Below are 25,264 nucleotides of genomic sequence, written 5' to 3'. Positions count from 1 at the left end.
GGAATTGAGGAATTGAGGAATTGAGGAATTGAGGAATTGAGGAATTGAGGAATTGAGGAATTGAGGAATTGAGGAATTGAGGAATTGAGGAATTGAGGAATTGAGGAATTGAGGAATTGAGGAATAAGACACTCGGCGTCTGACGTAAGCGCCATTTTTCTTTCATTCTTCAGTTCTTCAATTCCTCAATTCCTCAATTCCCCAGTTCCTCAATTCTTCAATTCCCCCTTCCGGAATTTCCGCTCCGGCAACGAATCCGGATCGGGTGGGACCGACGCCCCGCCGTTCAGCGATAGCTGCATGAACACCGTGTCCAGCCAGCGCCCGTGCTTGTAGCCGGAGCCTTCGAGGCGGCCGGAATGGCGAAAGCCGAGCTTCTCGTGCAGCCTGACCGAGGCGCTGTCGGCGTGGCCATCGCCGATCACCGCGACGATCTGGCGAAAGCCTGCCGCCTGCACCGCCGCGACCAGGCTTTGCATCAGCTTGAGGCCGACGCCCTGGCCCTTGGCATCGGGCGCGACATAGACCGAATCCTCGACGATGAAGCGATAGGCCGGGCGCGGCCGGAAGGGGCCGGCATAGGCATAGCCGAGCACGGCGTCGTCCTTCTCGGCCACCAGATAGGGAAAGCCGCCGGCAGCGAGCGTGGCGAATCGCGCGCCCATCTCGGCTCGGCTGGGCGGCTCCAGTTCATAGCTCGCCGTACCGTTGGTGACCGCGTTGGCATAGATTCCGGTGATGATGTCGAGGTCGACCGGGGTTGCCGGCCTGATCACGATATTGTTCATTCTCTATGCAACCCTCTTATGTGCCGTCGACAACAGCAGAGGCCCGCACAAAAGAAAAGGGCGGCCATTGGGCCGCCCTTCCAGGAGTTGATGGTCCAATACCGCTTAGCGGCGGTCGCCCATAAACTGGAGCAGGAACATGAACAGGTTGATGAAGTCGAGGTAGAGCGACAGCGCGCCCATGATGGCCTTGCGGCCGGCGACATCGGATGCGTCGCCCTCGAAATACATCTCCTTGATCTTCTGCGTGTCGTAAGCGGTGAGGCCGGCGAACACCAGAACGCCGATCGCCGAGACGGCGAAGGTCAGCGCCGACGACTGCAGGAAGATGTTGATCACCGACGCGATGATGATGCCGAACACGCCCATGATCAGGAACGAGCCCATCGCCGACAGGTCGCGCTTGGTGGTGTAGCCGAACAGCGACAGCGCGCCGAAAGCGGCGGCGGTGGCGAAAAAGGTCTGCGAGATGCTTGCCGTGGTGTAGACCAGGAAGATCGACGACAGCGACAGGCCGACCAGGCCGGCATAGACCCAGAAGGTCGTCTGCGCGGCGGCGACGCTCATCGCCTGAATCCTGAACGACAGGAAGAACACGGCGGCCAGCGGCGCCAGCATGACAACCCAGCGCAGCGGCGAACCGAAGATGGCATAGCCGAACGAGGTCAGCATCTCGCCGCTCGGCAGCGTCGCGACGGCCGAGGCCGGGTCGGCGGTGGTGGCCAGCATGATGGTGCCGATGGCGGCAAGGCCAGTGATGAGCAAGCCAAGCCCCATCAGATTGTAGACCTTGATCATGTACGCGCGCAGACCCTGGTCGATGTCGGCGCGGACGCCGGGCACCGCCGACGTCTGATAATTGCGAATGGGATCAGCCATTGGAAATCCTCTGTTGCTTCTGCCCCGTCCGGTGTCGGGCCTCTTGCGGACCCAGGCGCCGCTGGCGGGGCTCCAGCATGCCTGCGCCGAAATATGATGGTTATTCGCGTCGAGAACAAGACCGTAACCTGTTGTAACGGTTCGTGACAGGCCAAAATGCCGCCTCGCCGGCCGTTTTAGACGGCATTCTTACAAAGATTTAACCCGGACAGGCGGCGCAGGGCGGCGAATCAGAGGTTTCGCAGCACCGGCGCCGCTTTGTGGCCAAGCACCCGCCAGGTGCCGGCAAGGCCGATGCCGACCGTGATCACCAGCGAAAAGGCAATCGTGGCGACCGCGACTTCCGGCATGAAATGCGACGGCAAGGTCATGATGCGCGCGACGACGAACCAGGCTGCGGCGCTGCCTGCGGCGAGCGCGAAGATCGCGGTGGCGAGCCCGATCAGCATGTATTCCAGCGAGAAGGCCGTTATCAGCGTGGTGCGCGTCGCGCCCAGCGTCTTCAGCACCACCGCGTCGTGGATGCGCGCCCGATTGCCGGCGGCAAGCGCGCCGGCAAGCACCAGGACCGAGGCGATCAGCGCCACGCCGGCCGCCGCCCGGATCGCCGTGCCGAGCTGGCCGACCAACCGGTTGACGATGTCGAGCGCGTCCTTGACCCGGACCGTCGTCACCGCCGGGAAAGCGCGGGTGACGGCATTGAGGACGCGCGCGTCTTCGGCGCTCGAAGCACTCTTTTCGGTGAGCGTCGCGATCCAGCCATGCGGGGCGCCCGCGAATGTGTTGGGCGAGAACACCATGACGAAATTGATGCCCATCGTCTCCCATTCGACCTGGCGGAAATTGGCGATCCGCGCCGTAACGTTGCGGCCGAGCACATTGACGGTGACGGTGTCGCCGAGCTTCAGCCCGATTTCCTTGCCCTCCTTGTCGGAAAACGAAACCAGCGGCTCGCCGGCATAATTGTCCGGCCACCATTTGCCCTCGGTCAGCGTCGCGTTTTCCGGCTGCCTGACATCATAGGTCAGGCCGCGATCTCCCTTCAGCACCCAGGCGCCTTCGGCCGGCACCTTGACCTTGTCGACATCGACGCCGTTGAGCGCCATCACCCGGCCGCGCAGCATCGGCACCTTGGCCAGCGTTCCCTGCGGCGCCTCCTTTGCGATCAGCGATGAGAAGGCATCGACTTCGCTGCCCTGGATGTCGACGAAGAAGAAGTTCGGCGCCCGCTCCGACAGGTTGCCGGAGATCTGGCGCCGTAGATTCCCGTCAATCAGCGCCAGCGTCACCAGGAGAGTCAGTCCAAGCCCCAGCGACAGCACCACCGATGGCGTCAGCGCGCCGGGCCGGTGGATGTTGGCGACGGCGAGCCTGAGCGCGACAAAGCGCACGCGCGGGCTTTTCCTGGCTGCCCATTGCACCAGTCCGCCAACGAGACGCAGCACCAGGAAAGCAAAAATCGTGGCGCCGACGAAGATCGAGGCGATGCGCTGGTCGCCCGAAAACAGGATCGCCAGCGCCGCCAGGAACAGCGCGATGCCGAGCGCGCAAACGACATAGACGGGGCGCGGCAGGCCGCGGCCTTCCAGCCCCATCTCCCGGAACAGCGCGGTCGCCGGCACGTCACGGGCGCGGCCGAGCGGCAGCAGCGCGAAGGCGAGCGTCACCAGCAGGCCGAACAGCGCCGCCATGGCGAGCGCGCCGGGATAGAAGCCGCCTTGCGCCGGCACCGGAATGACGGACTGTAGGGCGGCACTTGCGACAAACGGCATCAGCGCGCCCAGCACCAGGCCGGCGCCGATGCCGAGCAGGGCGATGATCAGGATCTGCACGAGGTAGACGGCAAAGACGAAGCCGCCGGACGCCCCCAGGCTCTTGAAGGTGGCGATGACGCCGCGCTTGCCGTCGAGATAGGCCCGCACCGCATTGGCGACGCCGACGCCGCCGACCACCAGCGCGGTGAGCCCGACCAGCGTCAGGAATTGCGAGAAGCGTTCGATGTTGGAAGAAAGCGCCGGTGCTGCGTTGCTGCGCGTGCGGATCGACCAGCCGGCCTCCGGGAAATCCTTGGTCGCCTGGTCCTGGATGGCCTTGAGCCGCGCCTCGTCGGCACCGGCGGGCAGCCGGACCTTGTAGGCGTTCTCGACCAGGCTGCCCGGCTGGATCAGCCCGGTGGCCGCCAGGCCCTCGGTCGAGATCATCAGCCTTGGCGCGAAGCCGAACCCGTCGGAAACCGCGTCGGGCTCGCTCACCAGCCTGGCGCGCAGTTCGAAGATGGCGGTGCCGAGTTTCAGCCGGTCGCCGATCTTGAGATGCAGCCGTTCGAACAAAAGGTCGGGTGCAGCGGCGCCGAAAACGCCGAACTGCCCGCCGAACAGTTCCTGCTTCGTCAGCGCCGGTTCGGTTTCCAGCGCGCCATAGAGCGGATAGGCCTCGTCGACCGCCTTGGCCTCGACCAGCGCCTGGTCGGAGCCGTCGGCCAGGCGCGCCATCGATCGCATGCCTGCGGTATGCGAAACGACGCCCAGCCCGTCGAGAAAGCCAAGCTCAGCCTGGTTGGCGTCGCGCTGGTTGATCTGGAAGCGAAGGTCGCCGCCGAGCAGCGTCTGGCCCTGATCGGCGACACCGGCGGTAATGGAGCGGGCCACCGAATTGACGCCGCCGATCGCCGCCACGCCGAGCGCGATGCAGGCGAGGAAGATAAGGAAGCCGGACAGGCCGCCACGCATCTCGCGCACAGAGAAGCGGATGGCAAGCTTCAAGGTCCGCGCCAGCGGCATCAGGCGGTGACCTTGACCGGCGCCGGCGCTTCGATCCGCCCGGAGCGCATCGACACCTGGCGCGAGCAGCGCGCCGCGAGCGCCGGATCATGGGTGACCAGCACCAGCGTCATGCCGCGCTCGGCGGCCTTCGCGAACAGAAGATCGGCGACCTGCCGCCCCGTCGCCTGGTCGAGATTGCCGGTCGGCTCGTCGGCGATCAGGATGCGCGGCGACGGTGCCAGCGCCCGGGCGATCGCCACGCGCTGCTGCTCGCCACCCGAGAGTTCACCGGGATAGTGGGTGACGCGGTCACTGAGGCCCACGGCCGCCAGTTCCCGCTCCGCCACCGAAAACGGGTCGGCGTGGCCGGCCAGTTCCAGCGGCACCGCGACATTTTCGAGCGCGGTCATGTTGGGGATGAGGTGGAAGGACTGGAACACGATGCCGATGTTTCGACCACGAAACGAAGCGATCTGATCCTCGGTTTTGCCGTTGAGCAGCTCGCCGGCGATTCGGACCGTACCCGAATCGACGCGTTCCAGCCCCGCCAGCACCATCAGCAATGTCGACTTGCCGGACCCCGACGGACCAACGATGCCCGTCGCCTCGCCGCGCGCCACTTCGAGGCTGACGCCCTTCAGCACATGGACGGACGAGGCCCCTTCGCCGAGTGTCAGGGATACGTCTTTCAGCGCGATGACGGCTTCTGTCAAAATGAAAGCGTCCTATATGGAAGGGGAGGCTCTGCCTGTCGGAAGCCATCGCCGGAAGAATTCTCTGTCATATGGGGCCTGCCGCATGTCTTTCAAACGCCGCTTTGCCGCAGGCCTGATCGTTTTCCTCGCCATTTGCGGCGCCATTTCGTCGGTGCGCGCCGAGCCATTCAAGATCGTCGGCTTCGGTGACAGCCTGATGGCGGGGTTCGGCCTTGGGCCGGGCGAGGGCTTTACCGACAAATTGCAGGCCGCCCTTCGCGCCAGGGGCCATGACGTCGCCGTCGCCGACGCCGGCGTCTCCGGCGATACCTCCAGCGGCGGCCTGGCGCGGCTCGACTGGTCGGTGCCGGACGGGACGCAGCTCGTCATCCTCGAACTCGGCGCCAACGACATGCTGCGCGGCGTTTCACCCGACATCACCCGGAAGAACCTTGACGCGATGCTGGGCAAGCTCAAAGGGCGCAAGATAGCCGTGCTCCTGGCCGGCATGCGCGCCGCGCCCAATCTCGGCGCCGACTACCAGAGCGCCTTCGACGCCGTCTTTCCGGAACTCGCCGCGAAATACGGCGTTACGCTGTATCCGTTCTTTCTCGACGGCGTCGCCGGCCAGTCCAGTTTGCAACTCGGAGACGGCCTGCATCCGAACGCCAGAGGGGTCGATCAGATGGTCGAGCGCATCCTGCCGACGGTGGAGAAGGCCATCGCGGCGGTGCCGGGAGATTCATGATGTCCGATAAAGCCGCTTTCCGTTGGGGAAACGTTTAGCGAAGGCCTGCGACCAACAAACCACTTGCTCCATTTGATTATCGATGATTCGCTAGGGATGACAGTTCGATTCGAGGAAGGGAGGCTCTTCATGCCGCGTCTTTTCACCGCCCTCGAAATTCCGCGTGATGCCGCCCTTTCGCTATCCCTGCTCCGGGGCGGCCTGCCCGGGGCCCGCTGGATCGACGTCGAAAATTACCATCTGACGCTGCGCTTCATCGGCGATGTCGAAGGCCATGTCGCCGACGAGATCGCCAATGCGCTCGACCGCGTGCAGCGCCCGTCCTTCTCGCTGGCACTGTCGGGTGTCGGCGCTTTCGGCCAGAAGAAGCCGCATGCGGTATGGGCGGGCGCTTCCCCCTCGCCCGATCTGGCCGCCCTTCAGGCCGAGATCGAGCGCATCTGCCAACGGCTCGGCATTCCCGCCGATCCGCGCAAGTTCATGCCGCATGTGACGCTGGCGCGCCTGCGCAATTCGAGCCCGCTCGACGTCGCCCAATATCTGTCGGCGCGCGGCAATTTCTCGACGCTGCCGTTCCGCATCGGCCGCTTCGTCCTGATGTCGTCGCGTGATTCGGTCGGCGGCGGCCCCTATATCGTCGAGGAAGCCTGGCCGCTGTCCGGCGTCGATACGCGCGCCGCAAGCCGTGTCGCCAGCGCCTCCGACGCCTCGCGGATCATGCGATAGACCGAAGCGAACGCTTCCCGGTCCTCATAATAGGGATCCGGCACATCGCGCGGCCTTCCCTCGGCGAAGTCCAGGAACAGGTGGATGCGATCGTGCACTGCCGCCGGCGCCAGCGCCTTCAGGTCGCGGACGTTGGGCCGGTCCATGCCGAAGATCAGGTCGAAGCGGTGAAAATCCTCCGGCACGATCTTGCGCGCACGCTGCCGCGAGATGTCGATGCCGTGGCGCGACGCGACGGCAATCGAGCGCGGATCGGGAGCGGAGCCGACCTCCCAGCCGCCGGTCGCGGCCGAATCGAGCACGATATCCCCGCCATATCCGCGCTCCGAAAGCACGGCGCGAAGGACGCCTTCCGCCAGCGGCGATCGACAGATGTTGCCGAGGCAGACGAAAAGAATGGAATTTATGGGCTTCGCTATCATGGATCCGGCGCTATGCTGGCGACTCCAGCGCAATAGCACGGGAGGCGGACATGACGAGAGAGAAACTGGGCAGGGAAGCCGCCGAAGCAGCACTGACGGCGCTTGACGGCTGGACGCTGGCAAAGGACGGCGCCTCGATCGCCCGCACCTTCACCTTCAAGAATTTCTCCGAAGCCTTCGCCTTCATGACCCGTGTCGCGCTGGCCGCCGAGAAGATGGACCATCATCCCGACTGGTCGAATGTCTACAAGACCGTCGACGTGACGTTGAACACGCATGACGCCGGCGGCGTCACGGCGCTCGATATCGAACTCGCCAGGAAGATGAACAGCTATTTCGGCGGCTGAACGCGGACTGGCCATGCTCACGGGCGGGCGCGGCCCCCAAATCGGCGCCCGCATCTTGCAGCCGGGTTCGGCTTTCACCACATTTTGATCCGCGGGCATGCGCCAGTATGGGCATGGGAGCCGGTAGGAGAGATTGATGGCGCAAGAATCCGGTTTTGACTTCTTCGGCTTTGGCGACAGACTGGGCGGCGAGGGCGAAGTGCGCGAAAAGTTCTGGCGCACGGCCAAGAAGGCCGCGCGCCAGATTCCGTTCATGGAAGACGTCGTCGCCGCCTATTACTGCGCCATGGACAAGAAAACGCCGCTGCGCGCCAAGGGTATATTGGTGGCCGCGCTCGGCTATTTCGTCCTGCCGGTCGACCTCATCCCCGACTTCATCTTCGGCCTCGGCTTCACCGACGACATCGCCGTGCTGACCGCCGCGATCACCGCCGTCAGCGCCCATATCACGCCGGCGCACCGGCAGGCCGCCAAGGACGCCATCGCCGACAAGAGCTAAAGTCCCGTCGCCCAAATCCCGCCCCGTCGACTCGGCCCCTGGACAGGAGCGTTCAGCGGCGGGTCAAAAGTCAAACTCTTGCCGTTTTCGTGGCCTCCAAGTCGCCAAAGGGACGCCGTGCCGGCCGCTGACAAGGCGGCGGCGCGGAAATGGCGGCGGTTTCCTGGGGTGAAGGTCCTTTTCTCTTGGGAACTTCACCGTTTGGTAACCCAGATTAAATCAAAATGAAGCGACGGCAGGACGCCACGCGGCCCCGCCTCCGCACCATTTGGAATACGGGAAAAACGATGCGCGGATTGATTGCACTAGTTTCGAGCCTGGTCCTGGCGGCCTCGGCAGCGCCGGCGCTGGCGCAGCAGGCGACCAAGATCGGCCAGCACAATGCCTGGGGCACGTACAGTTACCAGGCGTCGGGCGGCAAGGTCTGCTACCTGCTGACCGTGCCGACCGACAAGCAGCCGCCGACACTCGACCATGGCGACATGTTCTTCTTCGTCAGCCAGCGGCCCGGCCAACAGGTATCCTATGAGCCGCAGTTCATCGCCGGCTACAATTTCCAGGAAGGCTCCAAGGCCACCGTCACCATCGACAAGAAGAGCTTCTCGATGTTCACGCGCGGAAAATCGGCCTGGGTCGAGAACGCCGCCGAGGAACCGGTGCTGATCGCGGCGATGAAGACCGGCACCGACATGAAGGTGTCGGCGAAGTCGGGCCGCGGCAATCCCACGAATTATGTCTTTTCGCTGAAGGGCATCTCGGCGGCGCTGTCCTCGATCGCCAAGTGCAAATAGGCTATCTTCGTTTTTGAACCAAAGGCCGGGCCGCAACCCCGGCCTTTTGCTTTTTCAGCCGTGGCCTGATTCCGGTGCGGCTTCCGCCCGCCGCCGCCGGATCGCTTCGGCGATGAACACCCGCGACAGGGCGTGATAGAGCGGCTCGTGCGAGATCAGGCGTGCCGTGCCGTAACCCAGCATCGAGGCCAGCATCAGGCCGATGACATTGTCGTGATTGCCGGTCATTTCGAGGATAATGACGAAGGCCGTCATTGGCGCCTGCACCACGCCGGCGAAATAGCCGGCCATGCCGAGCAGCGCCGCGACGCCGGCGCCGCTGCCGAACACCAGGCCGAGCGAACTGCCGATGCCCGCTCCCACCGCCAGCGAGGGTGCGAAGATTCCCCCGGGTATCCCTGAAATCATCGACAGCAGCCCGGCCGCGAATTTCTCGGCGAAGAAGAACCAGGGCAGCGGCGTGCCTTCGACCGCGCTGCGCGCCTGCGCGTAGCCGGTGCCGAAGGTCAGCCCGCCCGACGCGATGCCGATCACCGCTACCGCCAGCCCGCAGACCGCCGCCACCAGCAGCGCGCGCCATAGCGGCTGCAGTGCGTTCCAGCGCCGGATACGCCGCGTCGCCTTCAACGCCAGCAACGAGAACAAGGCGCCAAAGCCGCCGCCGATGACGCCGCAGGCGATCACCAGCGGCCAGTCGACGGCAAACGAGATCGTCTCCTTGGACACGCCGAAATAGGTGTAGTTGCCGAGCACGCCGAGCGAGGCGAGGCCGGCCAGGATGACCGCCGTCAGCACCAGCCCGTTGGTGCGCGCCTCATAGGTGCGGCCCATTTCCTCGATGGCAAAGACGATGCCGGCAAGCGGCGTGTTGAAGGCGGCGGCGATGCCGGCGGCCGATCCCGCCAGGATCAGGCCGCGCGCCTGCGCCATGCCGCCCCAGCGCGCCGCCTGCAGCATCAGCGACGCGCCGACCTGCACGGTCGGCCCCTCGCGGCCGATGGAAGCGCCGCAGAACAGGCCGACAAGAGTGAGGGCAATCTTGCCCGCCACCAGCCGGAGCGACAGGATATGGCTGCGGTCGTCGTCGTCGCGCAGATGCCGGGCGGCGATCGCCTGCGGAATGCCGCTGCCTTGCGAGCCCGGAAAGAAGGCGTGCGCCAGCCACGCGCACAGGACAAAGCCGAGCGGGGTGATCGCCAGCGGCAGATAGAAGCGCCAGCCGCCATCATTGCCGATCACCACATGAAACAGCGCCTGTGCCTTGTCGGCCAGCACGGCAAACAACACGCTGATCAGGCCGATCGAGATCGCACCGGCCCAGAACACAAGGCGCGGCTGCCAGACGCGGCGCGAGGCCCACATGGCGCGCGAACGCCGCAGCATGGGATGTCTTCGTGATTGACCGGCCATGTCTGTCCTCGCGGGGAAAACCCAGCCCTAACACAGGCATGACACCGATCAAGCAAGAGTCTGACGATCGGCGGTGTTGGGCGTCCGCTCGCGAGCATGATCCAGAGAGCGCCTCCTTCAATCGAAGTGAAAGCTGCGCGACCCGCCGGCCTCCACGCCGGCGGGCAATCGTTGCGAGATCGTCACATGGCCATTTTTTCACATTCGGCCTGGGCCTTCTTGGTCGATGTGTCGATCATATAGGCTTTGCCCTTGGCGTCGGTCATTATCATCATGCAGTGCTTGATCGGCTTGGCCATCTTCATCATATCGGCGCCCATCTTTGCGTCCGGCATCATGGTGCCCATGTGCCCGTCCGGCATGATCGCCGTCACTTGCCCACCTTTCATCATGGTCATGGTGCCCATCGTGTCCTCGGCGAACGCCTGCGAGGCGCAAAGAGCGGCGAGGCCGGCAATGACGGCGAGCTTGATCGATTTCATTCCGCATACTCCCATTGTGCAGGGGCACAGTTGCCCCGTTCAGGGTTCGCGGATGGCGCGCCGGCCGTTACGCTGACACGAATATGTGATCGATCGCGCACCGGGGGAGCACCACGGCCAGGCGGCGGGACAGGCTGCCCGATCGCCCGCGGCATGACTCTGCCGCCAAGCTGTGCTATGCGCCCCGCTTGAGATCAGGCACGATGGATGAAATCGGCCGTAAACCGCTTATATCAGTGCAACCATGACCCTTTCACTCGACCTCACCGCCGAAGGTGCCCGTGACGCCTTGCGTACCCGCGCCATGCCGGCCGAAAAACCGTCGCTGATTGGCCTGACACGGGCCGAGCTCGCCGAGGCCCTCGTCGCTGCGGGCATCGTGCCTGAGCGTCAGGCAAAGATGCGCGCCCAGCAGCTCTGGCACTGGATGTATGTACGCGGCGTTTCCGACTTCGCCGGCATGTTCAACATCTCCAAGGACCTGCGCGCCGAACTCGACAGGCATTTCACCGTCGCCCGGCCCGAGATTGTAGAGGAGCAGATTTCCGCCGACGGCACACGAAAGTGGCTGTTCCGCTTTCCGCCGCGCGGCGCCGGCCGGCCGGTCGAGATCGAAACCGTCTATATCCCCGAGGAAGGCCGCGGCACGCTCTGCATCTCCTCGCAGGTCGGCTGCACGCTGACCTGCTCGTTCTGCCACACCGGCACGCAGAAGCTGGTGCGCAATTTGACGGCTGAGGAAATCCTCGCCCAGTTGCTCACCGCCCGCGACCGGCTCGGCGACTTCCCTGACCGCGACACGCCGGATGGCGCCATCGTGCCCGCCGAGGGCCGGAAAGTGTCCAACGTCGTCATGATGGGCATGGGCGAGCCGCTCTATAATTTCGAGGCGGTCAAGAAGGCGCTGCTGATCGCCTCCGATGGCGACGGTCTTTCCCTGTCGAAGCGCCGCATCACGCTGTCGACCTCCGGCGTCGTTCCCGAGATTTTCCGCACCGGCGAGGAGATCGGCGTCATGCTGGCGATCTCGCTGCATGCCACCAATGACGATCTGCGCGACTTGCTGGTGCCGATCAACAAGAAGTATCCGCTCAAGGAGCTGATCGCCGCCTGCCGCGCCTACCCCGGCCTCTCCAACGCCAGGCGTATCACCTTCGAATATGTGATGCTGAAGGACGTCAATGATTCCATCGAGGACGCCAAGGGCCTGATCAAGCTGCTCAAGGGCATTCCGGCCAAGATCAACCTGATCCCGTTCAACCCATGGCCTGGCACCAACTACCAGTGCTCGGACTGGGAGACGATCGAGAAGTTCGCCGACTACATCAACAATGCCGGCTACGCCTCGCCGATCCGCACGCCGCGCGGCCGCGACATCCTGGCCGCCTGCGGCCAGCTGAAGTCGGAATCGGAACGCATGCGCAAGGTCGACCGGCTGGCGCTCGAAGCCATGATGATCGCGGGGCACGGCGAGGTGTGAGCTTTTTTCGGCGACTGACGGCCGCCACTCTTGGCTATGTAGCGGCCTCGTTGGCGATGTCCATCATGTACATTTTGACCGAAGATCTTTTATTCTTCTGGCGCAGTGGCATGGTTTTTTTCGATCTATGGGATCGAGCAATGGTGTTGATCTTTGGCGCGTGGGTGGCAGCCATTTACGGTGTACTACCCGCCGCACCGCTTATCGTGCTATCCGAAGTGACCCGGCAGCGAGGATGGACACGTTTCATCGCAGGCGGCGCTCTGGTCGGGGCCTTTATGTTTGCCGAAATGCACATCTATCCGTTGATACAAAATCCGCTTGGCCTCGAAACGTTGGTTGCCCTGGTCATTGCCGGCAGCCTATGCGGGATTGTCTACCGATCGGCCGCCAATCGACTTCTTCCGATCTCCGAATAGCGTACCATGACCCGCCTCCTCGCCCGCTCGAAGCGCTTCGCCATCATAACAGTCGGCTACGTCGCCGCTGTGCTCACCTCCATCCTGGTGCCGGTGCTGCTGATCGTTCTCCTGGCCGGGATCGAGGACGGCAACTGGTCGATCATTTTCACATTCGACTGGCTGGCCTCCTTCCCGCTCGCCGTGTTGACCGTGGCGATCTGCGCTCTGTTGATCGTCGGCCCGGCGATCTTCGTCGCCGAACGGCTGGCGTTGCGAGGTTGGTTCTATTTTGCCGTCACGGGCGCGGTCACATCGATCGTCTTCGGTGTTTTTGTCCCAGGCTCCGCCGGCGGCTTCGTTTTCAATCCGGGCTTCCTCGGTTTTCTGGCCGCGGCCGGCATTGCCGCCGGCTGGGTCTACTGGCTTCTGGCTGGACACAAGTCCGGTCATCTCACGGGCCGTGATCCCCGATGAACCGTCTCGTCGCCTATATCGTGCGCTTCGCCGTCATCCTGTTCGGCTACGCTGTCGCCTCGCTGGCTGCGAGCGCCTTTCTCAACATCCTGTTCCTGGCCTCGCTCGGCTACGCTCCGGCGCAAGCCGATCCGGCGGCGACGGCATCGCTCTATTTTTCAATTCCTTTCGTCGCCCTGTTTGTCGCTTATTTCGGCTTCGCGCCGGCCGCGATCATCATTTTGATTGCCGAAATCCTCGGCCGGCGCGACTGGCTGTTCTACGCGCTGGCGGGCGCGCTGGTGGCGGGAGTTTTCCTCGGCCTGGTCGACAATATCCGCGATTCCGTTTTCGCGGTCACCGAGACCAGCGCGATCATGGCGGTGCTCGGCGGCGGTATGGTCGGCGGCATCTTCTATTGGCTGAGCGCCGGCCGCTGGGCCGGAAGCTGGCGGAAGGACGAGAAAGCTCCTACTTCGCCTGGGCCGTCAGGATCTTGAGCGCGAAGGCCGAGAACACGCCGGCGAAGAGATAGTCGACCACCCGCGTCACGCGTGGGCTGGCCTTCATCGCCGCCGAGAATTTTTCCGCCGCCAGCACCATGGGTGCCGTCACCGGGATCGACAGCACGATGAACATGGAGCCAAGGAAGAACAGCTTCCCGGGCGCGTTCGGATCGTGCGCGGAGACGAATTGCGGCAGGAAGGTCATGAAGAACAGGATGATCTTCGGGTTGAGCAGGTTGACGCCAAGCCCCGCGGCCCAGCTGCGCAGCAGCGAGATCTGCGGGCCCGTCTTCTTCTCCGGCGAAAAGGCCGAGCCCTGGGCGATCGCCTGCCAGGCCAGGAAGACGAGATAGCCGGCGCCAAAGATCTTCAGCACGAAGAAAGCCATCGGCGAGGCGACGATCAGCGCCGAGACGCCGACCACCACCAGCGTGGTGTGGATCAGCGTGCCGCACAGCGCGCCGGCCATCGAGGCAAAGCCGGTGGCTCGCCCCTGGCTCAGCGTGCGCGACACGAACAGCGTCATGTCAGGGCCTGGCGTGATCGCCAGGATCACGGTGGCGATCGCGAACTGGATCAGCGTGGCGGTGTCGGGAATGAAGGACATGGGCAGGCCTTTGGGTTGGGGACGTCAGGCTATAGAGGATGCCGCCCCTTCTTGCCAGCGGCCGGACGGCAAGAGTGCTGATCCAGCCCTGCTCGATCCTGGTGTCACCACCCGCCTGGTGTTCATCTCTTGCGCAGCCTGGAAGCGGCGTGATACCTCGCGCGCCGAGAACTCCTGTCGTGGAACTGCCAAATGTCCAAGATCAAAGACGTCAAGAAGGTCGTGCTCGCTTATTCCGGCGGCCTCGACACATCCATCATCCTGAAATGGCTGCAGACCGAACTCGGCGCCGAAGTCGTCACCTTCACCGCCGATCTCGGCCAGGGCGGCGAGCTGGAGCCGGCGCGCCGCAAGGCCGAGATGATGGGCATCAAGGACATCCGAATTGTCGACGTGCGTGAGGAGTTCGTCTCCGACTTCGTCTTTCCGATGTTCCGCGCCAACACCGTCTATGAAGGCACCTATCTGCTGGGGACCTCGATCGCACGGCCGCTGATTTCCAAGCATCTGGTCGAGATCGCCAGGGAAACCGGCGCCGATGCGATTGCCCATGGCGCCACCGGCAAGGGCAACGACCAGGTTCGCTTCGAGCTTTCCGCCTATGCGCTCAACCCCGACATCAAGGTCATCGCGCCGTGGCGCGACTGGTCGTTCAAGTCGCGCACCGACCTGATGAACTTCGCCGAACAGCACCAGATCCCGGTGCCGAAGGACAAGAAGGGCGACGCACCGTTCTCGGTCGACGCCAACCTCCTGCACTCCTCTTCCGAGGGCAAGGTGCTGGAAGATCCATGGAGCGAGCCGCCGGAATTCGTGCATCAGCGCACCGTGTCGCCGATGGACGCGCCGGATGCCGTCACCGAGATCGAGATCGAGTTCCTGAAGGGCGACCCTGTCGCTCTCAACGGCAAGAAACTGTCGCCGGCGACCATGCTGGCCGCCCTCAACGATCTCGGCCGCGACAATGGCATCGGCCGGCTCGACCTTGTCGAGAACCGTTTCGTCGGCATGAAATCGCGGGGCGTGTATGAGACGCCCGGCGGCGCCATCCTGATCGTGGCCCATCGCGCCATCGAATCGATCACGCTCGACCGCGGTGCCGCGCACCTCAAGGACGAGTTCATGCCGCGCTATGCCGAACTCATCTACAACGGCTTCTGGTTCTCGCCCGAGCGCCTGATGCTGCAGGCGATGATCGACAAGAGCCAGGAAGACGTCGAAGGCACGGTGCGGCTGAAGCTCTACAAGGGCAATGTCATGGTCACCGGTCGCAAGTCTGGGAAGACGCTCTATTCCGACGCGCTGGTCACCTTCGAGGACGACCGTGGCGCCTACGACCAGAAGGACGCCGCCGGCTTCATCCGCCTCAATGCGCTGAGGCTGCGGACATTGGCCGCACGTAACCGTAACAAATAGACGGAATGCGTTGTCCCGGCCGATGCCTGGTGCCGCTGGTCCTTCTGGCGGCCCCGGCCATGGCCGGGGATTTCAACCCTGCCTCGCTCGACCTTGCCGCCCTGATCGAGTGCCGGGCCGACGTGCCCAGCTATAACGGCTTTGCCCTCTGGCTGGCCGGCGAACCCGGCGCCGCGAAGGCGCTGAGCTGGAACGAAGGTCCGTCAGGCAATCCGTTCCTGCGCCAATATGACTTGCCCGCCCCGGTCCATGTCTTCGGGCGCGAGACCGAGACAATCGTCTTTACCGCGACAGGGCCGATGGCCGTGCTTGATGGCATCGCCGCGCCGGACCTCGCCCGCCAGCTCGACGTCCCGGCGACGGTCTCGACGCCGGACAAGTTCCTCGGTGAGAAGGTCGTGGCCGAAAGCACCGAGGAGGCCGGCGGCGTGAGCCTTGCCACGCGCATCACGCTCAACGTCTCGACGGTCGAGTCCCATCCCGGCAAGACGCTGGCCGGCTGCTCCTATGCGCTCGACGTGAAATGAAAACCCGGCGCGAAGGCCGGGTTCTTCGTTCAATGCCGTGCGGTTCGATCAGTCGGCGTCGATCGCGGTGGCGATGCGGGCGATGGCCTGCTGATAGACGCTTGCGGAATTCCAGCCGGCGATCGCGCCCATATTCGACTGCGCGCTGGCGCCAGCCCGCCAGCCGTGACCCTTGAGGAAGTTGGCAGTGGAGGCCAAAGCGGTGGCCTTGTCGCGCAGGTTTCCGCTGCCGACCGCATATTTCAGGACATTTCCGGGCAGGAACTGCGTGTGGCCGATCTCGCCATGCATGGCGCCGACCGACGAGGCGGTCAACGCTCCGCGATCAACCAGCTTCAGGGCCGCGATGGCGTGCGGGTGAAAATAGTCGGGGCGGCGGCAATCATAGGCAAGCGTCAAGATGGCGGAAACCGTGTTCTGGTTGCCCATGGAGGCGCCGAAGCCGGTCTCCATGCCCCAGATAGCGAGCAGCACGCCCGGCGACACGCCGTAGTTCTGGTCGATCTGGTTGAACAGCGCCGCGTTCGACTTCTTCAGCGAACGGCCCTTGGAAATGATCGCGGACCCGCCACGGCGCTTCATGAAATCGTCCACCGAGCCGCTGAACGCCTTGTGGATGGCGCGGTCGGCGGAGATGGTCCTTGTTGCATAGGTCGCGCCGGCCAGAGCAGCCAGGCCCCTCGACCCGACACCTTCGGACTTGGCCTCGGCGGCGAAATCCTGTTTCCAGGCGTCGAAGCCGGCGCCGGTCTTGCCGCAGCTGGCCGCCGCCTGCGCGCCTGTCGCCAGCCCCAGCACCGCCACCACCGCGGCTGCTAAAATCCTACCCTTGGCAAGAAATGCCATGTTGTTCTCCTGGTTGCCTGATTGATTCACGTCCCGATTGCGAATTTGCCAGCGAAACGCGCATTTGTCACCGTCTGTGGCGCGATGCTGGCGAATGCCGGGGAATTTGCCTACGATCAAGTGATTATTGTGGCGAGGCCATGCATGAAAGACGTTGATGCCGGCCATGGACCGCATCGGTGCGCCTGGACCAGCGAAGCGAAATAGTCTCGCCGGACCGCGGAACGCCGGCCGGTGGCTCGCGTTTGGGCACGGGCCGCCATGCATCCTGTGCCCTTCTGATGAATTGAGACCGAGATGAAACTTTTCGACTGCCCGCATTGCGGCCACCGTCTCTATTTCGAGAACGCCCAGTGCCTGAACTGCAGCAGTCTCGTGCTCTATGATCCCGAGCGCGCGCGCTTTGTCCTGTCCGGCGTCGATGGCGCCATCCAGTGCACCAACGCCGACGAATGCGCCTGCAACTGGATGGCTGAGCCGGGGCAGGTTTTCTGCCGTGCCTGCGTGCTGAACCAGCTGATCCCCGACCTCTCGGTCGACGGCAACCGCCGCCGCTGGATTCGCGTCGAGGCGGCGAAGAAGCGCGCCATCTATTCGCTGCTCGCCTTCGGCCTGCCGGTGGCGCCCAAGCAAAGCCCGACGGGCGAGATCGGGCTGGCCTTCGACTTCCTCGCCGATCCGATTGGTGGCGGCCCGGGCGGCGAACGGATTCTCACCGGCCACGACAATGGCCTGATCACGCTCAACGTCGCCGAGGCCGATTCAGCCGAGCGCGAAAAACGTCGCGTCGAGATGGGCGAGAACTACCGCACGCTGCTCGGCCATTTCCGCCACGAGCTCGGCCATTATTACTGGGACCGCCTGATCCGCGACGATCCGCGAGGCCTGGAAGCGTTCCGTGCTTTGTTCGGCGACGAACGCGCCGACTACGAACAGGCGCTGAAGGCCTACTACGCCAATGGCGCCGCGCCCGACTGGCAGCAAGACCACATCTCGGCCTACGCCACCTCGCATCCATGGGAAGACTGGGCCGAGACCTGGGCCCACCACCTGCACATCACCGACACGCTGGAGATGGTCCATGCGTTGAACTTCCCGCTCGGCCGGCTGGAGACGGTGGAGGCGGCCGAACTGCCGCGGGGCGATACCGGTGGCGGGCTGCAGGCAGCGCCCTCGGAGCCTGCAAAGACGCCCGAACCCTTCGACAAGATCCTTGCCCGCTGGCTGGTGCTGTCGGAAGCCTCCAATTCGATCAACCGCTGCATGGGCCTGCCCGACCTCTACCCCTTCGTCATTTCGGACGTGACGGCGCAGAAACTGGCCTTTGTTCACGATCTTGTGACCAGCTTGCCGAAAGACACGGGAAATCGTGAGTTGGCTCGCGCGTTTTAACCGGAACGCATGCGCCGCTGCCCCGTTTTCGCTGGCGAGGGACCACGAAAACGGAGAGAAACCATGAAATCCGTATTGTTTCCCGCAATCGCCGGAGTGTTTACGATGATGTCGGGTGCCGCCCTGGCGGACACCGCCGTGTCGGCGGTCACCGATCTCAACGTGCGCGCTGGCCCGGGCCCGCAATATCCGGTGATCGGCGTGCTGGCCGCCGGCCAGTCGGCGACGCTCAATGGCTGCATCGAAAACAGCAAATGGTGCACGATCGCCGAAGCCGGCGGCCAGGGCTGGGTCTATTCCGACTACGTCACCGCCGATTTCGGCGGCAGCCGCGTGGTGCTGACGCAGCGCCGCTCCGCCGTTGCCGTCGTCTCGCCGCCGGACGACATCGGCAACTATTCCACCGAGTACACCGGAGCGATCGTCGCCGGCGAGCCGATCGACACCGTCGTCCGGCCTCCGGCCGAGGTCAGGACCTATGTCGACACCCATCGCCTCGACCCCGTCTATCTCGAAGGCGAGGTGGTGACCGGCGCAACCCTGCCCGACACCGTCGAGTTGCGCGAAATTCCCGACTACCAGTATCGCTATGTCTACGTGAACGGTCAGCCGACGCTGGTCGATCCGCAGACAAGGCGCATCATGTACGTGGTGCGTTGACAGAGGCAAGAGGTCGCCGAAGCGGCGGCTGACGACACTGGGAAGACCGTGCCGGCACCGGGCGGCGCTTGGGTGCCGCGCGATCCGTTTGCGATATCGATTCCGATTCCCGAGGCCATCGGTTAGATCAAGGACAGCTAGATCAAGCAGCGATGGATTCGGATCGAGGACAAGCGTGACAATCGATGACACTGCCTTCGAGCGCTATCGCAACACGCCGAACGCCAGGACGACTTTGTTGCGCCTATTTCTGGGAACGCTGATCGTCGTCCTGTTCTGGGGCGCCACCACCGCGGCCGTGCTGTTGGGTGGCACGCATGTTTATTTCGCCTGGCAGGTGACGGCTTCGCCATATGGCATGGAGGGTTTTCTCGCCTCGCCCATTGGCATCCTCAGCGCGCTCACCTCCTTCGCCGGGATCTGGATCGGTCTGTGGATCGCCATGCGCTGGGTGCACGGCGAGCCGCTGTCGGCCCTCCTCGGCACCGGCCGCCGCGTATCGCGACCGGACTTCCTCAAGGGGCTGATAGCGGTGCTGATCACCTCGGCTCTGTCCGAAATCCTGCTCTATTTGCTGGCGCCGGGGCTCGCTCGCGGCACGATCAGCCTGTCGTCCTGGCTGCTGTTCGCGATCCCGATCGTCGCGCTCACCTTGCTGCAGACGTCGTCGGAAGAGGTGCTGTTTCGCGGCTATCTGCTGCGCGGCCTCGCCAGCCGCTTCCGCAGCCCTTTCATCTGGGCGCTGCTGCCCGGCCTGCTGTTCACCTCGCTGCACTGGAGCGGCGGTTCGTCGGTCGCCATCAATGCCTGCGTGCTGGTCTCGATCGCCGCTTTCGCGCTGCTTCTGACGCTCATGGTCTATGCCACCGGCAATCTCGGTGCAGCACTTGGCGCCCATCTCGGCAACAATTTGACCGGCTTCCTGCTGATCTCGCATCAGCAGAGCTACAATTCCTTCGCCTTGTTCACCGCCAGGCCGCTCGAAGGACCGGGATGGATGATGTCGGATGCAATTCTCATCGCCCTCATCGGCATCGCCTGCAGCTTGCTGACGATTGCTCTATTGCTGCACCCACGCTCGCCGCTCAGGGTCTCGGTCGAGGTTCCCAACGCCGTGGGTACGGCCTGATCGCGGTCCAGGAAACGGCGCGAAACCGGGGTAGTGCATCAGTTTGAAATTCACTAGCCGTTGGGCGGCTTCCGTCGTCCCGCCATCTGCCGTGCATGATTCATCTGTTGCCCGCGATGTTGATTGCAATGATGGCAGGCGGCGGCGAGGTTACTAACTCGGTCAGCGCCGCCGTCCATTCGAGCTTTCGTGTGTTCCAAGGTTGGGCGGGTTTCACCATCTTTTGTGAATGGACGCTTACAGTAGCAACATCGCCCGTCTTGGCCCGCAGCCAAGCGGTGAAGCAACCTTCGGCCGTACTTACTGTTAAGCGCCATGTCCCCCTGCGAACATACAGTACTCACGGGCGCGCTTGGCTTTCAACTAGCTTTTTTGTATGGGCCGCGCACCGTCGGCTTCTCAGCTTCCTTAGCCTCGATAAGCGCAACGATGTCGGCGATTTCCCAAAGCTTGTCAGTCACGCCAGCGGCCATAGCCGGGGTGACGCGCAGCGTGGCATGGATACGGACGAAATTGTAATACATGAAGTGCAGCGCCACGGCGTTGGCGTGGGCCTGAAACCGGCCTTGCCTTGACTCTTGCGCCGATTTCCTGTCTACAGCCCACCAATTCCGCGACGAGTATCCCTCCGAGCAAGCCGACCAGGACGCTGAAGCCTCTTTGAGGCCAAGTGCTGTAAACAGATCCTGGAGGCCAACACCCGGCAGCGCTGTGCGCCCCCGGGTGCTTTTTGGTTTTGGGCTTTTGCTTGGACTGGCTTTTGCTTGGAGACTGGGCGCGAACGCATTACCTCTCGGGCACCATCCGGGTGCCAGGGAAAAGGAAAACGAATGTTTGAATCGCTGCAGGAGCGCACAAGAGGCGTGGAGGGCCATCGGCCCGACAGGGATCACTATGACTCCAAGGCGCTCTCGCGCGGTGGGTTGATCAATGTTTGAGTCCCTACAAGAGCGCCTTGGCTCCATCCTGAACGGCCTGACCGGCCGCGGCGCGCTTTCCGAGGCTGATGTCTCGGCGGCGTTGCGCGAGGTGCGCCGTGCGCTGCTCGAGGCCGACGTGGCGCTGGAAGTGGTGCGTTCCTTCATCGATAAGGTGCGCGAGAAGGCCGTCGGCGCCGCCGTGCTGAAGTCGATCAAGCCCGGACAGATGGTCGTCAAGATCGTCCATGACGAGCTGGTCGACATGCTGGGCGCCGAGGGCGTCGCCGTCGACCTCAACGCGCCTGCCCCGGTCGTCGTCATGATGGTCGGCCTGCAGGGCTCCGGCAAGACGACCACTTCGGCCAAGATCGCCAAGCGCCTGACCGAGCGGCAGAACAAGAAGGTCCTGATGGCCTCGCTCGACACGCGGCGTCCCGCCGCGCAGGAGCAGTTGCGCCAGCTCGGCGAGCAGGTCAAGGTCGCGACGCTGCCTGTGATAGCAGGCCAGAACCCGGTCGATATCGCCAGGCGCGCCGTGCAGGCGGCCAAGCTCGGCGGCCATGACGTCGTCATCCTCGACACCGCCGGCCGCACCCATATCGACGAGCCGCTGATGGTCGAGATGGCCGACATCAAGAAGGTGTCGTCGCCGCACGAGATCCTGCTGGTCGCCGACTCCCTGACCGGTCAGGACGCCGTCAACCTGGCGAAAAGCTTCGACGAGCGCGTCGGCATCACCGGCCTTGTGCTGACCCGGATGGACGGCGACGGCCGTGGCGGTGCCGCGCTTTCGATGCGCGCCGTCACCGGCAAGCCGATCAAGCTGATCGGCACTGGCGAAAAGATGGACGGGCTGGAGGAATTCCACCCCAAGCGCATCGCCGACCGCATCCTGGGCATGGGCGACATCGTCTCGCTCGTCGAGAAGGCGGCCGAAAACATCGACGCCGAGCAGGCGGCGGCGATGGCCAAGAAGATGCAGTCGGGCAAGTTCGACCTGAACGACCTCGCCCAGCAGCTTCAGCAGATGTCGAAGATGGGCGGCATGGGCGGCATCATGGGCATGATGCCGGGCATGGGCAAGATGAAGGACCAGATGGCCGCCGCCGGCCTCGACGACAAGATGTTCGGCCGCCAGCTCGCCATCATCTCCTCGATGACCAAGGCCGAGCGCGCCAATCCCGATATACTGAAACACTCGCGCAAGAAGCGCATCGCCGCCGGCTCCGGCACCGATGCGGCCGAGATCAACAAGCTCTTGAAGATGCATCGCGGCATGGCCGACATGATGAAGGCGATGGGCGGCAAGGGCAAAGGCGGCGGCCTGATGCGCGGCATGATGGGCGGCCTCGCCTCCAAGATGGGCCTTGGCGGCATGGTGCCCGGGGGCGGCATGGGCGGCATGATGGGCGGCGGCATGCCCGACCTGTCGAAGATGGATCCCAAGCAGCTCGAAGCCTTGCAGAAACAGGCGCAGGCCGCCGGCCTCGGTGGCATGAAGGGCTTGCCCGCCCCAGGCGGCGGCTTGCCCGGCCTGCCTGGCGGCATGAAGCTTCCCGGCCTTGGCGGTGGCGGCGGCCTGCCCGGTCTCGGCAAGAAAAAGTGAGGACGCTATGAACGAAGAAAAGGACATGGCCGACGCCCGCACCATCCTGGCCGGCTACCGCGCCTCGATCGACAACATCGATGCCGCCCTCATCCATATGCTGGCCGAGCGCTTCCGCTGCACCAAGGCGGTCGGCATGCTCAAGGCCGAGCATGGCCTGCCGCCGGCCGACCCGGCGCGCGAGCAGCAGCAGATCGCCCGTCTTCGCCAGCTTGCGAAAGATGCGCATCTCGACCCGGATTTCGCGGAAAAATTCCTCAACTTCGTCGTCCGCGAAGTAATCCGGCACCACGAACAGATCGCCGCTGCCAACGGCGTGACGAAAACCGGCTGACAACCAGCCTGAACAATCAACGAAATCAGAGCTTTTAGGAGAAAAGAAAATGGCACTGAAGATCAGACTGGCCCGTGCGGGCTCGAAGAAGCGTCCTTACTACCACGTCGTCGTCGCCGACGCCCGTTCGCCCCGCGACGGCCGTTTCATCGAGTCGCTCGGCTCGTGGAACCCGCTGCTGCCGAAGGACGGCGAGCGCATCAAGGTCGACGCCGACCGCGTCAAGCATTGGCTGTCGCACGGCGCCCAGCCAACCGACCGCGTGCTGCGCTTCCTCGATGAAGCCGGCCTTGCCAAGCGCGAAGCCCGCTCCAACCCGAAGAAGGCCGAGCCCGGCAAGAAGGCGCAGGAACGCGCCGCCCTGCTGAAGAAGGCCCAGGACGACGCCGCTGCCGCCGTCGCCGCGGCCGCTGCCGCACCGGCCGAAGCGGAAGCCGCCACCGCCGAGTAATCGCTTCCTATTCCTTGCGCAAACAGAACGGCGGGCCTGTGCCCGCCGTTTTGCTGTTTGCAATTGTCACTCACCTGCCCTTTGCTGTTTCCTTGGGAAAGCTTCTGATTTCCGGCTGAGGATCGGATGGACGAACAGGCAGTCGCGGAGGAGATCCTGTCCGGCGTCGTCGCCGGAACCCTGTTGCGATGCATCGATGCCACGACAGGTGTCGTGGTGTTGAGCGGATCGAGCGGCCGCGTCGATGTCGAGCGCGCACGACTGTTTGCCGATGTGGGCGTCTCTGCCCTTGCCCTCCGCTGGTTCGGCGGCGAAGGCCAGGTCCCAGGCATATGCGAAATCCCCCTGGAGACGTTTTTCGCCGCGACCGACCGGCTGGTCGGATTGGGGTGCCGGCGCATCATCTATGTCGGCACATCCAAGGGCGCCGAGGCATCCTTGCTCGCGGCGGCGCATGACCCGCGCATCGATGCCGTGGTCGCGATCAGCCCGACATCGGTGGTCTGGGGAAACATCGGGCCGGGCCGCGACTGCATCAGCTGGCCCGAGCGGTCGTCATGGACCCTGAAGGGGGTTCCATGCCCGTTTGTTCCAACCGACGCGGATTGGAGGGCAAGCTACCTTGATGGCCTTGTGTCCTATCGAGGGCTTTTCGAACACTGCCTGGCAAGATTCAAACAGGAAGCGGACAGGGCCGCCATTCCCGTCGAGGTCATTTCGGCGGAGATCGTGCTGGTCGCGGGCGGCGGCGACGCGCTGTGGCCATCCCTGGATTTCGCTCGATCGATCGTCCGGCGTCGAAAAGACGCCGGAAAGGCCACACGCCTCGTTTCGGCTCCCGACGCCGGCCACCGCATTCTCCTGCCAGGTGAAACCACGCCGCGCTCAAGCTCGCATGCCCATGGCGGCAATGACCGCGCCGATGCGGCTTTGGGGCGGGACCCCTGGCGATACATTCGGGAGCTGCTGTAGCGCGCGCCCTGATAGTGTCTCAAACGAGTTGCAGCCAATTCATCGATCGAAAACGGCGGGTCAAAAGCCCGCCGTTTGCTCTTCATGTTTGGCATGCGGTCGTTCAATAACCGCTTGGGCAGCGATCGACATAGGTATGGCCATTGCGGTCGCGATAGCGGCAACGGCCCGGTTCGCTGGCCCGGCCGATCAGCGCACCGGCCACGGCCCCGACGGCACCGCCGACAACCGCGCCTTGCACCGGATTATTGGCGACTGCCGCGCCAACCGCGGCACCGCCGAGGCCACCGACAGCCGCGCCTTTTTCCGTCTGCGAACAGGCGCCGAGCGCCGTCGTCAGCACCAGAATGGTCAGGATTCTCTTCATTTGTCGTTCCTCTCACATGCGGATCGCCGTCTCGCCGCCAAGTCCCTAACTCTCAGACGGCTAATTTGATCCCAAGAAGAATGAAGATCGCGACGACACCTGGCAGCGATTGGCGCGGAACGGCTACCGGCTGAACGGGATCAGAGCGCGCACTTTGGGATCACGCAGATAGAGGCCGCCCCAAAGAATGATGCCGAGATAGACGCCGAACAGCGTGTGCGAGAACAGCGGATTGCCGATACGCGCATTGGTGGCGATGGCGCCGCCCATATAGGCGGTGAGCAGGATGGCGCCGAGCGCTGAGGTGCGCGGCAGTGCGTAGAGCGCGGTCGAGACCAGGCCGATGATGCCCAGCATGCGCGCGACATTGGCGTCGGCCGGCCAGCCGAGCGGCACCATCGTCTGGGTGACGATATCGAGCGGCGGCAGCTTGATGGCGCCGTCGAAGATCATGAACAGGACGATGAGGCCACTGAGCACGCGGCCGGTCCACAGGGCGCCGGACAAGACAGGCGCGGTTTGAGAAATGCTCATTGGTGGTCCCTCCTGATGGTTAGCCCCGTTTTCAGCGGGGTCGAACCAAGGACGAGCCGTGAGGCGGCGATCCGACACGTGTCTGGATTTGTCTTGGCGCCGATTTCCACCATG

Annotated in this window: 30 protein-coding genes and 1 pseudogene; 18 read left to right on the top strand and 13 right to left on the bottom strand. The window is 64.1% G+C overall.

Translation table 11 applies throughout. From position 1 onward, the window contains the following. Positions 1-209: 209 nt before the first annotated feature. The 4 genes from O7B34_RS19780 to O7B34_RS19765 all read right to left on the bottom strand — a co-directional run bounded on the left by O7B34_RS19780 (position 210) and on the right by O7B34_RS19765 (position 5,142). Complete coding sequence (locus O7B34_RS19780; protein ID WP_337147656.1) at positions 210-788, bottom strand: GNAT family N-acetyltransferase; 579 nt, start codon at positions 786-788, stop codon at positions 210-212. Positions 789-893: 105 nt separating this feature from the next. Further along, complete coding sequence (locus O7B34_RS19775) at positions 894-1,667, bottom strand: Bax inhibitor-1/YccA family protein (protein WP_337147655.1); 774 nt, start codon at positions 1,665-1,667, stop codon at positions 894-896. 230 nt (positions 1,668-1,897) lie between these two features. Beyond that, positions 1,898-4,447 carry an ABC transporter permease gene (locus O7B34_RS19770; RefSeq protein ID WP_337147653.1) on the bottom strand — a complete coding sequence of 850 codons (2,550 nt, stop codon included), beginning with the start codon at positions 4,445-4,447 and terminating at the stop codon, positions 1,898-1,900. Beyond that, positions 4,447-5,142, bottom strand: a complete 696-nt coding sequence (locus O7B34_RS19765) for an ABC transporter ATP-binding protein (RefSeq protein ID WP_337147652.1) — start codon at positions 5,140-5,142, stop codon at positions 4,447-4,449. The genes O7B34_RS19770 and O7B34_RS19765 overlap by 1 nt, the downstream gene beginning before the upstream one ends. Positions 5,143-5,227: 85 nt before the next feature. On the opposite strand from O7B34_RS19765, the gene O7B34_RS19760 reads away from it, so the two are divergent. Both O7B34_RS19760 and thpR read left to right on the top strand, forming a co-directional pair. Beyond that, on the top strand, positions 5,228-5,872 hold the full coding sequence (locus O7B34_RS19760) for an arylesterase (RefSeq protein ID WP_337147651.1): 645 nt from the start codon (positions 5,228-5,230) through the stop codon (positions 5,870-5,872). 129 nt (positions 5,873-6,001) lie between these two features. After that, the gene (gene thpR / locus O7B34_RS19755; RefSeq protein WP_337147650.1) at positions 6,002-6,598 is read left to right on the top strand and encodes an RNA 2',3'-cyclic phosphodiesterase; all 597 of its coding nucleotides are present in this window, start codon (positions 6,002-6,004) and stop codon (positions 6,596-6,598) included. On the opposite strand, the gene O7B34_RS19750 is transcribed toward thpR, so the two are convergent. After that, positions 6,502-7,020: a low molecular weight protein-tyrosine-phosphatase gene (locus O7B34_RS19750; protein WP_337147649.1), complete on the bottom strand. Its 519-nt coding sequence runs from the start codon at positions 7,018-7,020 to the stop codon at positions 6,502-6,504. The genes thpR and O7B34_RS19750 overlap by 97 nt on opposite strands. 50 nt (positions 7,021-7,070) lie before the next feature. On the opposite strand from O7B34_RS19750, the gene O7B34_RS19745 reads away from it, so the two are divergent. The 3 genes from O7B34_RS19745 to O7B34_RS19735 all read left to right on the top strand — a co-directional run bounded on the left by O7B34_RS19745 (position 7,071) and on the right by O7B34_RS19735 (position 8,657). Continuing rightward, the gene (locus O7B34_RS19745) at positions 7,071-7,367 is read left to right on the top strand and encodes a 4a-hydroxytetrahydrobiopterin dehydratase (RefSeq protein WP_337147648.1); all 297 of its coding nucleotides are present in this window, start codon (positions 7,071-7,073) and stop codon (positions 7,365-7,367) included. A 136-nt stretch (positions 7,368-7,503) separates the two neighbouring features. Further along, on the top strand, positions 7,504-7,866 hold the full coding sequence (locus tag O7B34_RS19740; protein WP_337107665.1) for a YkvA family protein: 363 nt from the start codon (positions 7,504-7,506) through the stop codon (positions 7,864-7,866). 287 nt (positions 7,867-8,153) lie between these two features. After that, on the top strand, positions 8,154-8,657 hold the full coding sequence (locus O7B34_RS19735) for an invasion associated locus B family protein (protein ID WP_337147647.1): 504 nt from the start codon (positions 8,154-8,156) through the stop codon (positions 8,655-8,657). A 54-nt stretch (positions 8,658-8,711) separates the two neighbouring features. Here the strand turns inward: O7B34_RS19735 and O7B34_RS19730 are convergent, their stop codons facing one another. Continuing rightward, positions 8,712-10,067 carry a chloride channel protein gene (locus O7B34_RS19730; protein WP_337147646.1) on the bottom strand — a complete coding sequence of 452 codons (1,356 nt, stop codon included), beginning with the start codon at positions 10,065-10,067 and terminating at the stop codon, positions 8,712-8,714. A gap of 182 nt (positions 10,068-10,249) precedes the next feature. Next, positions 10,250-10,549, bottom strand: a complete 300-nt coding sequence (locus tag O7B34_RS19725; RefSeq protein WP_140510494.1) for a hypothetical protein — start codon at positions 10,547-10,549, stop codon at positions 10,250-10,252. A gap of 244 nt (positions 10,550-10,793) precedes the next feature. Here O7B34_RS19725 and rlmN point away from each other — a divergent pair, with 244 nt between their 5' ends. From rlmN to O7B34_RS19705, 4 genes are all read left to right on the top strand, one after another. Continuing rightward, positions 10,794-12,029 (top strand): 23S rRNA (adenine(2503)-C(2))-methyltransferase RlmN, encoded by a 1,236-nt coding sequence (gene rlmN / locus O7B34_RS19720; RefSeq protein ID WP_337141210.1) that lies wholly within the window; start codon positions 10,794-10,796, stop codon positions 12,027-12,029. Positions 12,030-12,094: 65 nt separating this feature from the next. Continuing rightward, positions 12,095-12,448 carry a hypothetical protein gene (locus O7B34_RS19715; protein WP_337147645.1) on the top strand — a complete coding sequence of 118 codons (354 nt, stop codon included), beginning with the start codon at positions 12,095-12,097 and terminating at the stop codon, positions 12,446-12,448. A gap of 6 nt (positions 12,449-12,454) precedes the next feature. Beyond that, positions 12,455-12,904 carry a hypothetical protein gene (locus O7B34_RS19710; protein WP_337147643.1) on the top strand — a complete coding sequence of 150 codons (450 nt, stop codon included), beginning with the start codon at positions 12,455-12,457 and terminating at the stop codon, positions 12,902-12,904. Beyond that, positions 12,901-13,383: a hypothetical protein gene (locus O7B34_RS19705; RefSeq protein ID WP_337147642.1), complete on the top strand. Its 483-nt coding sequence runs from the start codon at positions 12,901-12,903 to the stop codon at positions 13,381-13,383. Before O7B34_RS19710 ends, O7B34_RS19705 begins: the two co-directional genes overlap by 4 nt. Here O7B34_RS19705 and O7B34_RS19700 read toward each other — a convergent pair. Next, positions 13,355-13,996, bottom strand: a complete 642-nt coding sequence (locus O7B34_RS19700; protein WP_337147640.1) for a LysE family translocator — start codon at positions 13,994-13,996, stop codon at positions 13,355-13,357. The genes O7B34_RS19705 and O7B34_RS19700 overlap by 29 nt on opposite strands. Before the next feature lie 192 nt (positions 13,997-14,188). Here O7B34_RS19700 and O7B34_RS19695 point away from each other — a divergent pair, with 192 nt between their 5' ends. Next, positions 14,189-15,412: an argininosuccinate synthase gene (locus O7B34_RS19695; protein WP_337147639.1), complete on the top strand. Its 1,224-nt coding sequence runs from the start codon at positions 14,189-14,191 to the stop codon at positions 15,410-15,412. Between the two features lie 5 nt (positions 15,413-15,417). Beyond that, positions 15,418-15,939 carry a hypothetical protein gene (locus O7B34_RS19690; protein WP_337147637.1) on the top strand — a complete coding sequence of 174 codons (522 nt, stop codon included), beginning with the start codon at positions 15,418-15,420 and terminating at the stop codon, positions 15,937-15,939. A gap of 48 nt (positions 15,940-15,987) precedes the next feature. Here the strand turns inward: O7B34_RS19690 and O7B34_RS19685 are convergent, their stop codons facing one another. Then, positions 15,988-16,785, bottom strand: a complete 798-nt coding sequence (locus O7B34_RS19685; RefSeq protein WP_337141205.1) for a lytic murein transglycosylase — start codon at positions 16,783-16,785, stop codon at positions 15,988-15,990. 297 nt (positions 16,786-17,082) lie between these two features. On the opposite strand from O7B34_RS19685, the gene O7B34_RS19680 reads away from it, so the two are divergent. The 3 genes from O7B34_RS19680 to O7B34_RS19670 all read left to right on the top strand — a co-directional run bounded on the left by O7B34_RS19680 (position 17,083) and on the right by O7B34_RS19670 (position 19,966). Further along, positions 17,083-18,177, top strand: a complete 1,095-nt coding sequence (locus O7B34_RS19680) for a zinc-binding metallopeptidase family protein (RefSeq protein ID WP_337147636.1) — start codon at positions 17,083-17,085, stop codon at positions 18,175-18,177. A gap of 63 nt (positions 18,178-18,240) precedes the next feature. Next, a complete protein-coding gene (locus O7B34_RS19675; RefSeq protein ID WP_337147635.1) occupies positions 18,241-18,837 on the top strand; it encodes a DUF1236 domain-containing protein in 597 nt (198 codons plus the stop codon). 175 nt (positions 18,838-19,012) lie between these two features. Further along, positions 19,013-19,966, top strand: coding sequence for a CPBP family intramembrane glutamic endopeptidase (locus tag O7B34_RS19670; protein WP_337147633.1), 954 nt, complete (start codon positions 19,013-19,015; stop codon positions 19,964-19,966). Positions 19,967-20,019: 53 nt separating this feature from the next. Here O7B34_RS19670 and O7B34_RS32200 read toward each other — a convergent pair whose 3' ends face one another. Both O7B34_RS32200 and O7B34_RS19665 read right to left on the bottom strand, forming a co-directional pair. Next, positions 20,020-20,283 (bottom strand): HNH endonuclease, encoded by a 264-nt coding sequence (locus tag O7B34_RS32200; RefSeq protein ID WP_442920979.1) that lies wholly within the window; start codon positions 20,281-20,283, stop codon positions 20,020-20,022. A gap of 42 nt (positions 20,284-20,325) precedes the next feature. Further along, a pseudogene (locus O7B34_RS19665) lies at positions 20,326-20,517 on the bottom strand (IS1 family transposase); the annotation flags it as partial. 379 nt (positions 20,518-20,896) lie between these two features. Between O7B34_RS19665 and ffh the strand changes: the two are divergent. The 4 genes from ffh to O7B34_RS19645 all read left to right on the top strand — a co-directional run bounded on the left by ffh (position 20,897) and on the right by O7B34_RS19645 (position 24,249). Continuing rightward, positions 20,897-22,492, top strand: coding sequence for a signal recognition particle protein (gene ffh, locus O7B34_RS19660; RefSeq protein WP_337147632.1), 1,596 nt, complete (start codon positions 20,897-20,899; stop codon positions 22,490-22,492). 7 nt (positions 22,493-22,499) lie between these two features. Beyond that, positions 22,500-22,826, top strand: coding sequence for a chorismate mutase (locus O7B34_RS19655; protein WP_027146221.1), 327 nt, complete (start codon positions 22,500-22,502; stop codon positions 22,824-22,826). A 49-nt stretch (positions 22,827-22,875) separates the two neighbouring features. After that, on the top strand, positions 22,876-23,277 hold the full coding sequence (gene rpsP, locus O7B34_RS19650) for a 30S ribosomal protein S16 (protein ID WP_027146222.1): 402 nt from the start codon (positions 22,876-22,878) through the stop codon (positions 23,275-23,277). Between the two features lie 126 nt (positions 23,278-23,403). Continuing rightward, a complete protein-coding gene (locus O7B34_RS19645; RefSeq protein ID WP_337147631.1) occupies positions 23,404-24,249 on the top strand; it encodes an acyl-CoA thioester hydrolase/BAAT C-terminal domain-containing protein in 846 nt (281 codons plus the stop codon). 103 nt (positions 24,250-24,352) lie between these two features. Here O7B34_RS19645 and O7B34_RS19640 read toward each other — a convergent pair whose 3' ends face one another. Next, positions 24,353-24,616 (bottom strand): glycine zipper domain-containing protein, encoded by a 264-nt coding sequence (locus O7B34_RS19640; RefSeq protein ID WP_027146224.1) that lies wholly within the window; start codon positions 24,614-24,616, stop codon positions 24,353-24,355. A gap of 123 nt (positions 24,617-24,739) precedes the next feature. Then, complete coding sequence (locus O7B34_RS19635) at positions 24,740-25,150, bottom strand: DoxX family protein (protein ID WP_337147630.1); 411 nt, start codon at positions 25,148-25,150, stop codon at positions 24,740-24,742. Between the last annotated feature and the right edge of the window lie 114 nt (positions 25,151-25,264).

It is taken from the genome of Mesorhizobium sp. Cs1299R1N3 (assembly GCF_037179625.1).
In the GTDB taxonomy this organism is placed as follows: domain Bacteria; phylum Pseudomonadota; class Alphaproteobacteria; order Rhizobiales; family Rhizobiaceae; genus Mesorhizobium; species Mesorhizobium salmacidum.
Note: the sequence above shows the minus strand (reverse complement) of the source record. Positions and strands in the feature narration are given on the sequence as shown.

Coding starts and splice junctions, on each gene's coding strand:
- O7B34_RS19680 (WP_337147636.1), top strand. CDS start 17,083: ATGAAACTTTTCGACTGCCCGCATTGCGGCCACCGTCTCTATTTCGAG.
- O7B34_RS19700 (WP_337147640.1), bottom strand. CDS start 13,996: ATGTCCTTCATTCCCGACACCGCCACGCTGATCCAGTTCGCGATCGCC.
- O7B34_RS19760 (WP_337147651.1), top strand. CDS start 5,228: ATGTCTTTCAAACGCCGCTTTGCCGCAGGCCTGATCGTTTTCCTCGCC.
- O7B34_RS19685 (WP_337141205.1), bottom strand. CDS start 16,785: ATGGCATTTCTTGCCAAGGGTAGGATTTTAGCAGCCGCGGTGGTGGCG.
- O7B34_RS19730 (WP_337147646.1), bottom strand. CDS start 10,067: ATGGCCGGTCAATCACGAAGACATCCCATGCTGCGGCGTTCGCGCGCC.
- O7B34_RS19740 (WP_337107665.1), top strand. CDS start 7,504: ATGGCGCAAGAATCCGGTTTTGACTTCTTCGGCTTTGGCGACAGACTG.
- O7B34_RS19735 (WP_337147647.1), top strand. CDS start 8,154: ATGCGCGGATTGATTGCACTAGTTTCGAGCCTGGTCCTGGCGGCCTCG.
- O7B34_RS19710 (WP_337147643.1), top strand. CDS start 12,455: ATGACCCGCCTCCTCGCCCGCTCGAAGCGCTTCGCCATCATAACAGTC.
- O7B34_RS19770 (WP_337147653.1), bottom strand. CDS start 4,447: ATGCCGCTGGCGCGGACCTTGAAGCTTGCCATCCGCTTCTCTGTGCGC.
- O7B34_RS19690 (WP_337147637.1), top strand. CDS start 15,418: ATGCGTTGTCCCGGCCGATGCCTGGTGCCGCTGGTCCTTCTGGCGGCC.
- O7B34_RS19780 (WP_337147656.1), bottom strand. CDS start 788: ATGAACAATATCGTGATCAGGCCGGCAACCCCGGTCGACCTCGACATC.
- O7B34_RS19745 (WP_337147648.1), top strand. CDS start 7,071: ATGACGAGAGAGAAACTGGGCAGGGAAGCCGCCGAAGCAGCACTGACG.
- O7B34_RS19640 (WP_027146224.1), bottom strand. CDS start 24,616: ATGAAGAGAATCCTGACCATTCTGGTGCTGACGACGGCGCTCGGCGCC.
- O7B34_RS19725 (WP_140510494.1), bottom strand. CDS start 10,549: ATGAAATCGATCAAGCTCGCCGTCATTGCCGGCCTCGCCGCTCTTTGC.
- O7B34_RS19695 (WP_337147639.1), top strand. CDS start 14,189: ATGTCCAAGATCAAAGACGTCAAGAAGGTCGTGCTCGCTTATTCCGGC.
- O7B34_RS19645 (WP_337147631.1), top strand. CDS start 23,404: ATGGACGAACAGGCAGTCGCGGAGGAGATCCTGTCCGGCGTCGTCGCC.
- ffh (WP_337147632.1), top strand. CDS start 20,897: ATGTTTGAGTCCCTACAAGAGCGCCTTGGCTCCATCCTGAACGGCCTG.
- O7B34_RS19750 (WP_337147649.1), bottom strand. CDS start 7,020: ATGATAGCGAAGCCCATAAATTCCATTCTTTTCGTCTGCCTCGGCAAC.
- O7B34_RS32200 (WP_442920979.1), bottom strand. CDS start 20,283: ATGGCGCTTAACAGTAAGTACGGCCGAAGGTTGCTTCACCGCTTGGCT.
- thpR (WP_337147650.1), top strand. CDS start 6,002: ATGCCGCGTCTTTTCACCGCCCTCGAAATTCCGCGTGATGCCGCCCTT.
- O7B34_RS19675 (WP_337147635.1), top strand. CDS start 18,241: ATGAAATCCGTATTGTTTCCCGCAATCGCCGGAGTGTTTACGATGATG.
- O7B34_RS19635 (WP_337147630.1), bottom strand. CDS start 25,150: ATGAGCATTTCTCAAACCGCGCCTGTCTTGTCCGGCGCCCTGTGGACC.
- rlmN (WP_337141210.1), top strand. CDS start 10,794: ATGACCCTTTCACTCGACCTCACCGCCGAAGGTGCCCGTGACGCCTTG.
- rpsP (WP_027146222.1), top strand. CDS start 22,876: ATGGCACTGAAGATCAGACTGGCCCGTGCGGGCTCGAAGAAGCGTCCT.
- O7B34_RS19655 (WP_027146221.1), top strand. CDS start 22,500: ATGAACGAAGAAAAGGACATGGCCGACGCCCGCACCATCCTGGCCGGC.
- O7B34_RS19705 (WP_337147642.1), top strand. CDS start 12,901: ATGAACCGTCTCGTCGCCTATATCGTGCGCTTCGCCGTCATCCTGTTC.
- O7B34_RS19775 (WP_337147655.1), bottom strand. CDS start 1,667: ATGGCTGATCCCATTCGCAATTATCAGACGTCGGCGGTGCCCGGCGTC.
- O7B34_RS19715 (WP_337147645.1), top strand. CDS start 12,095: ATGTACATTTTGACCGAAGATCTTTTATTCTTCTGGCGCAGTGGCATG.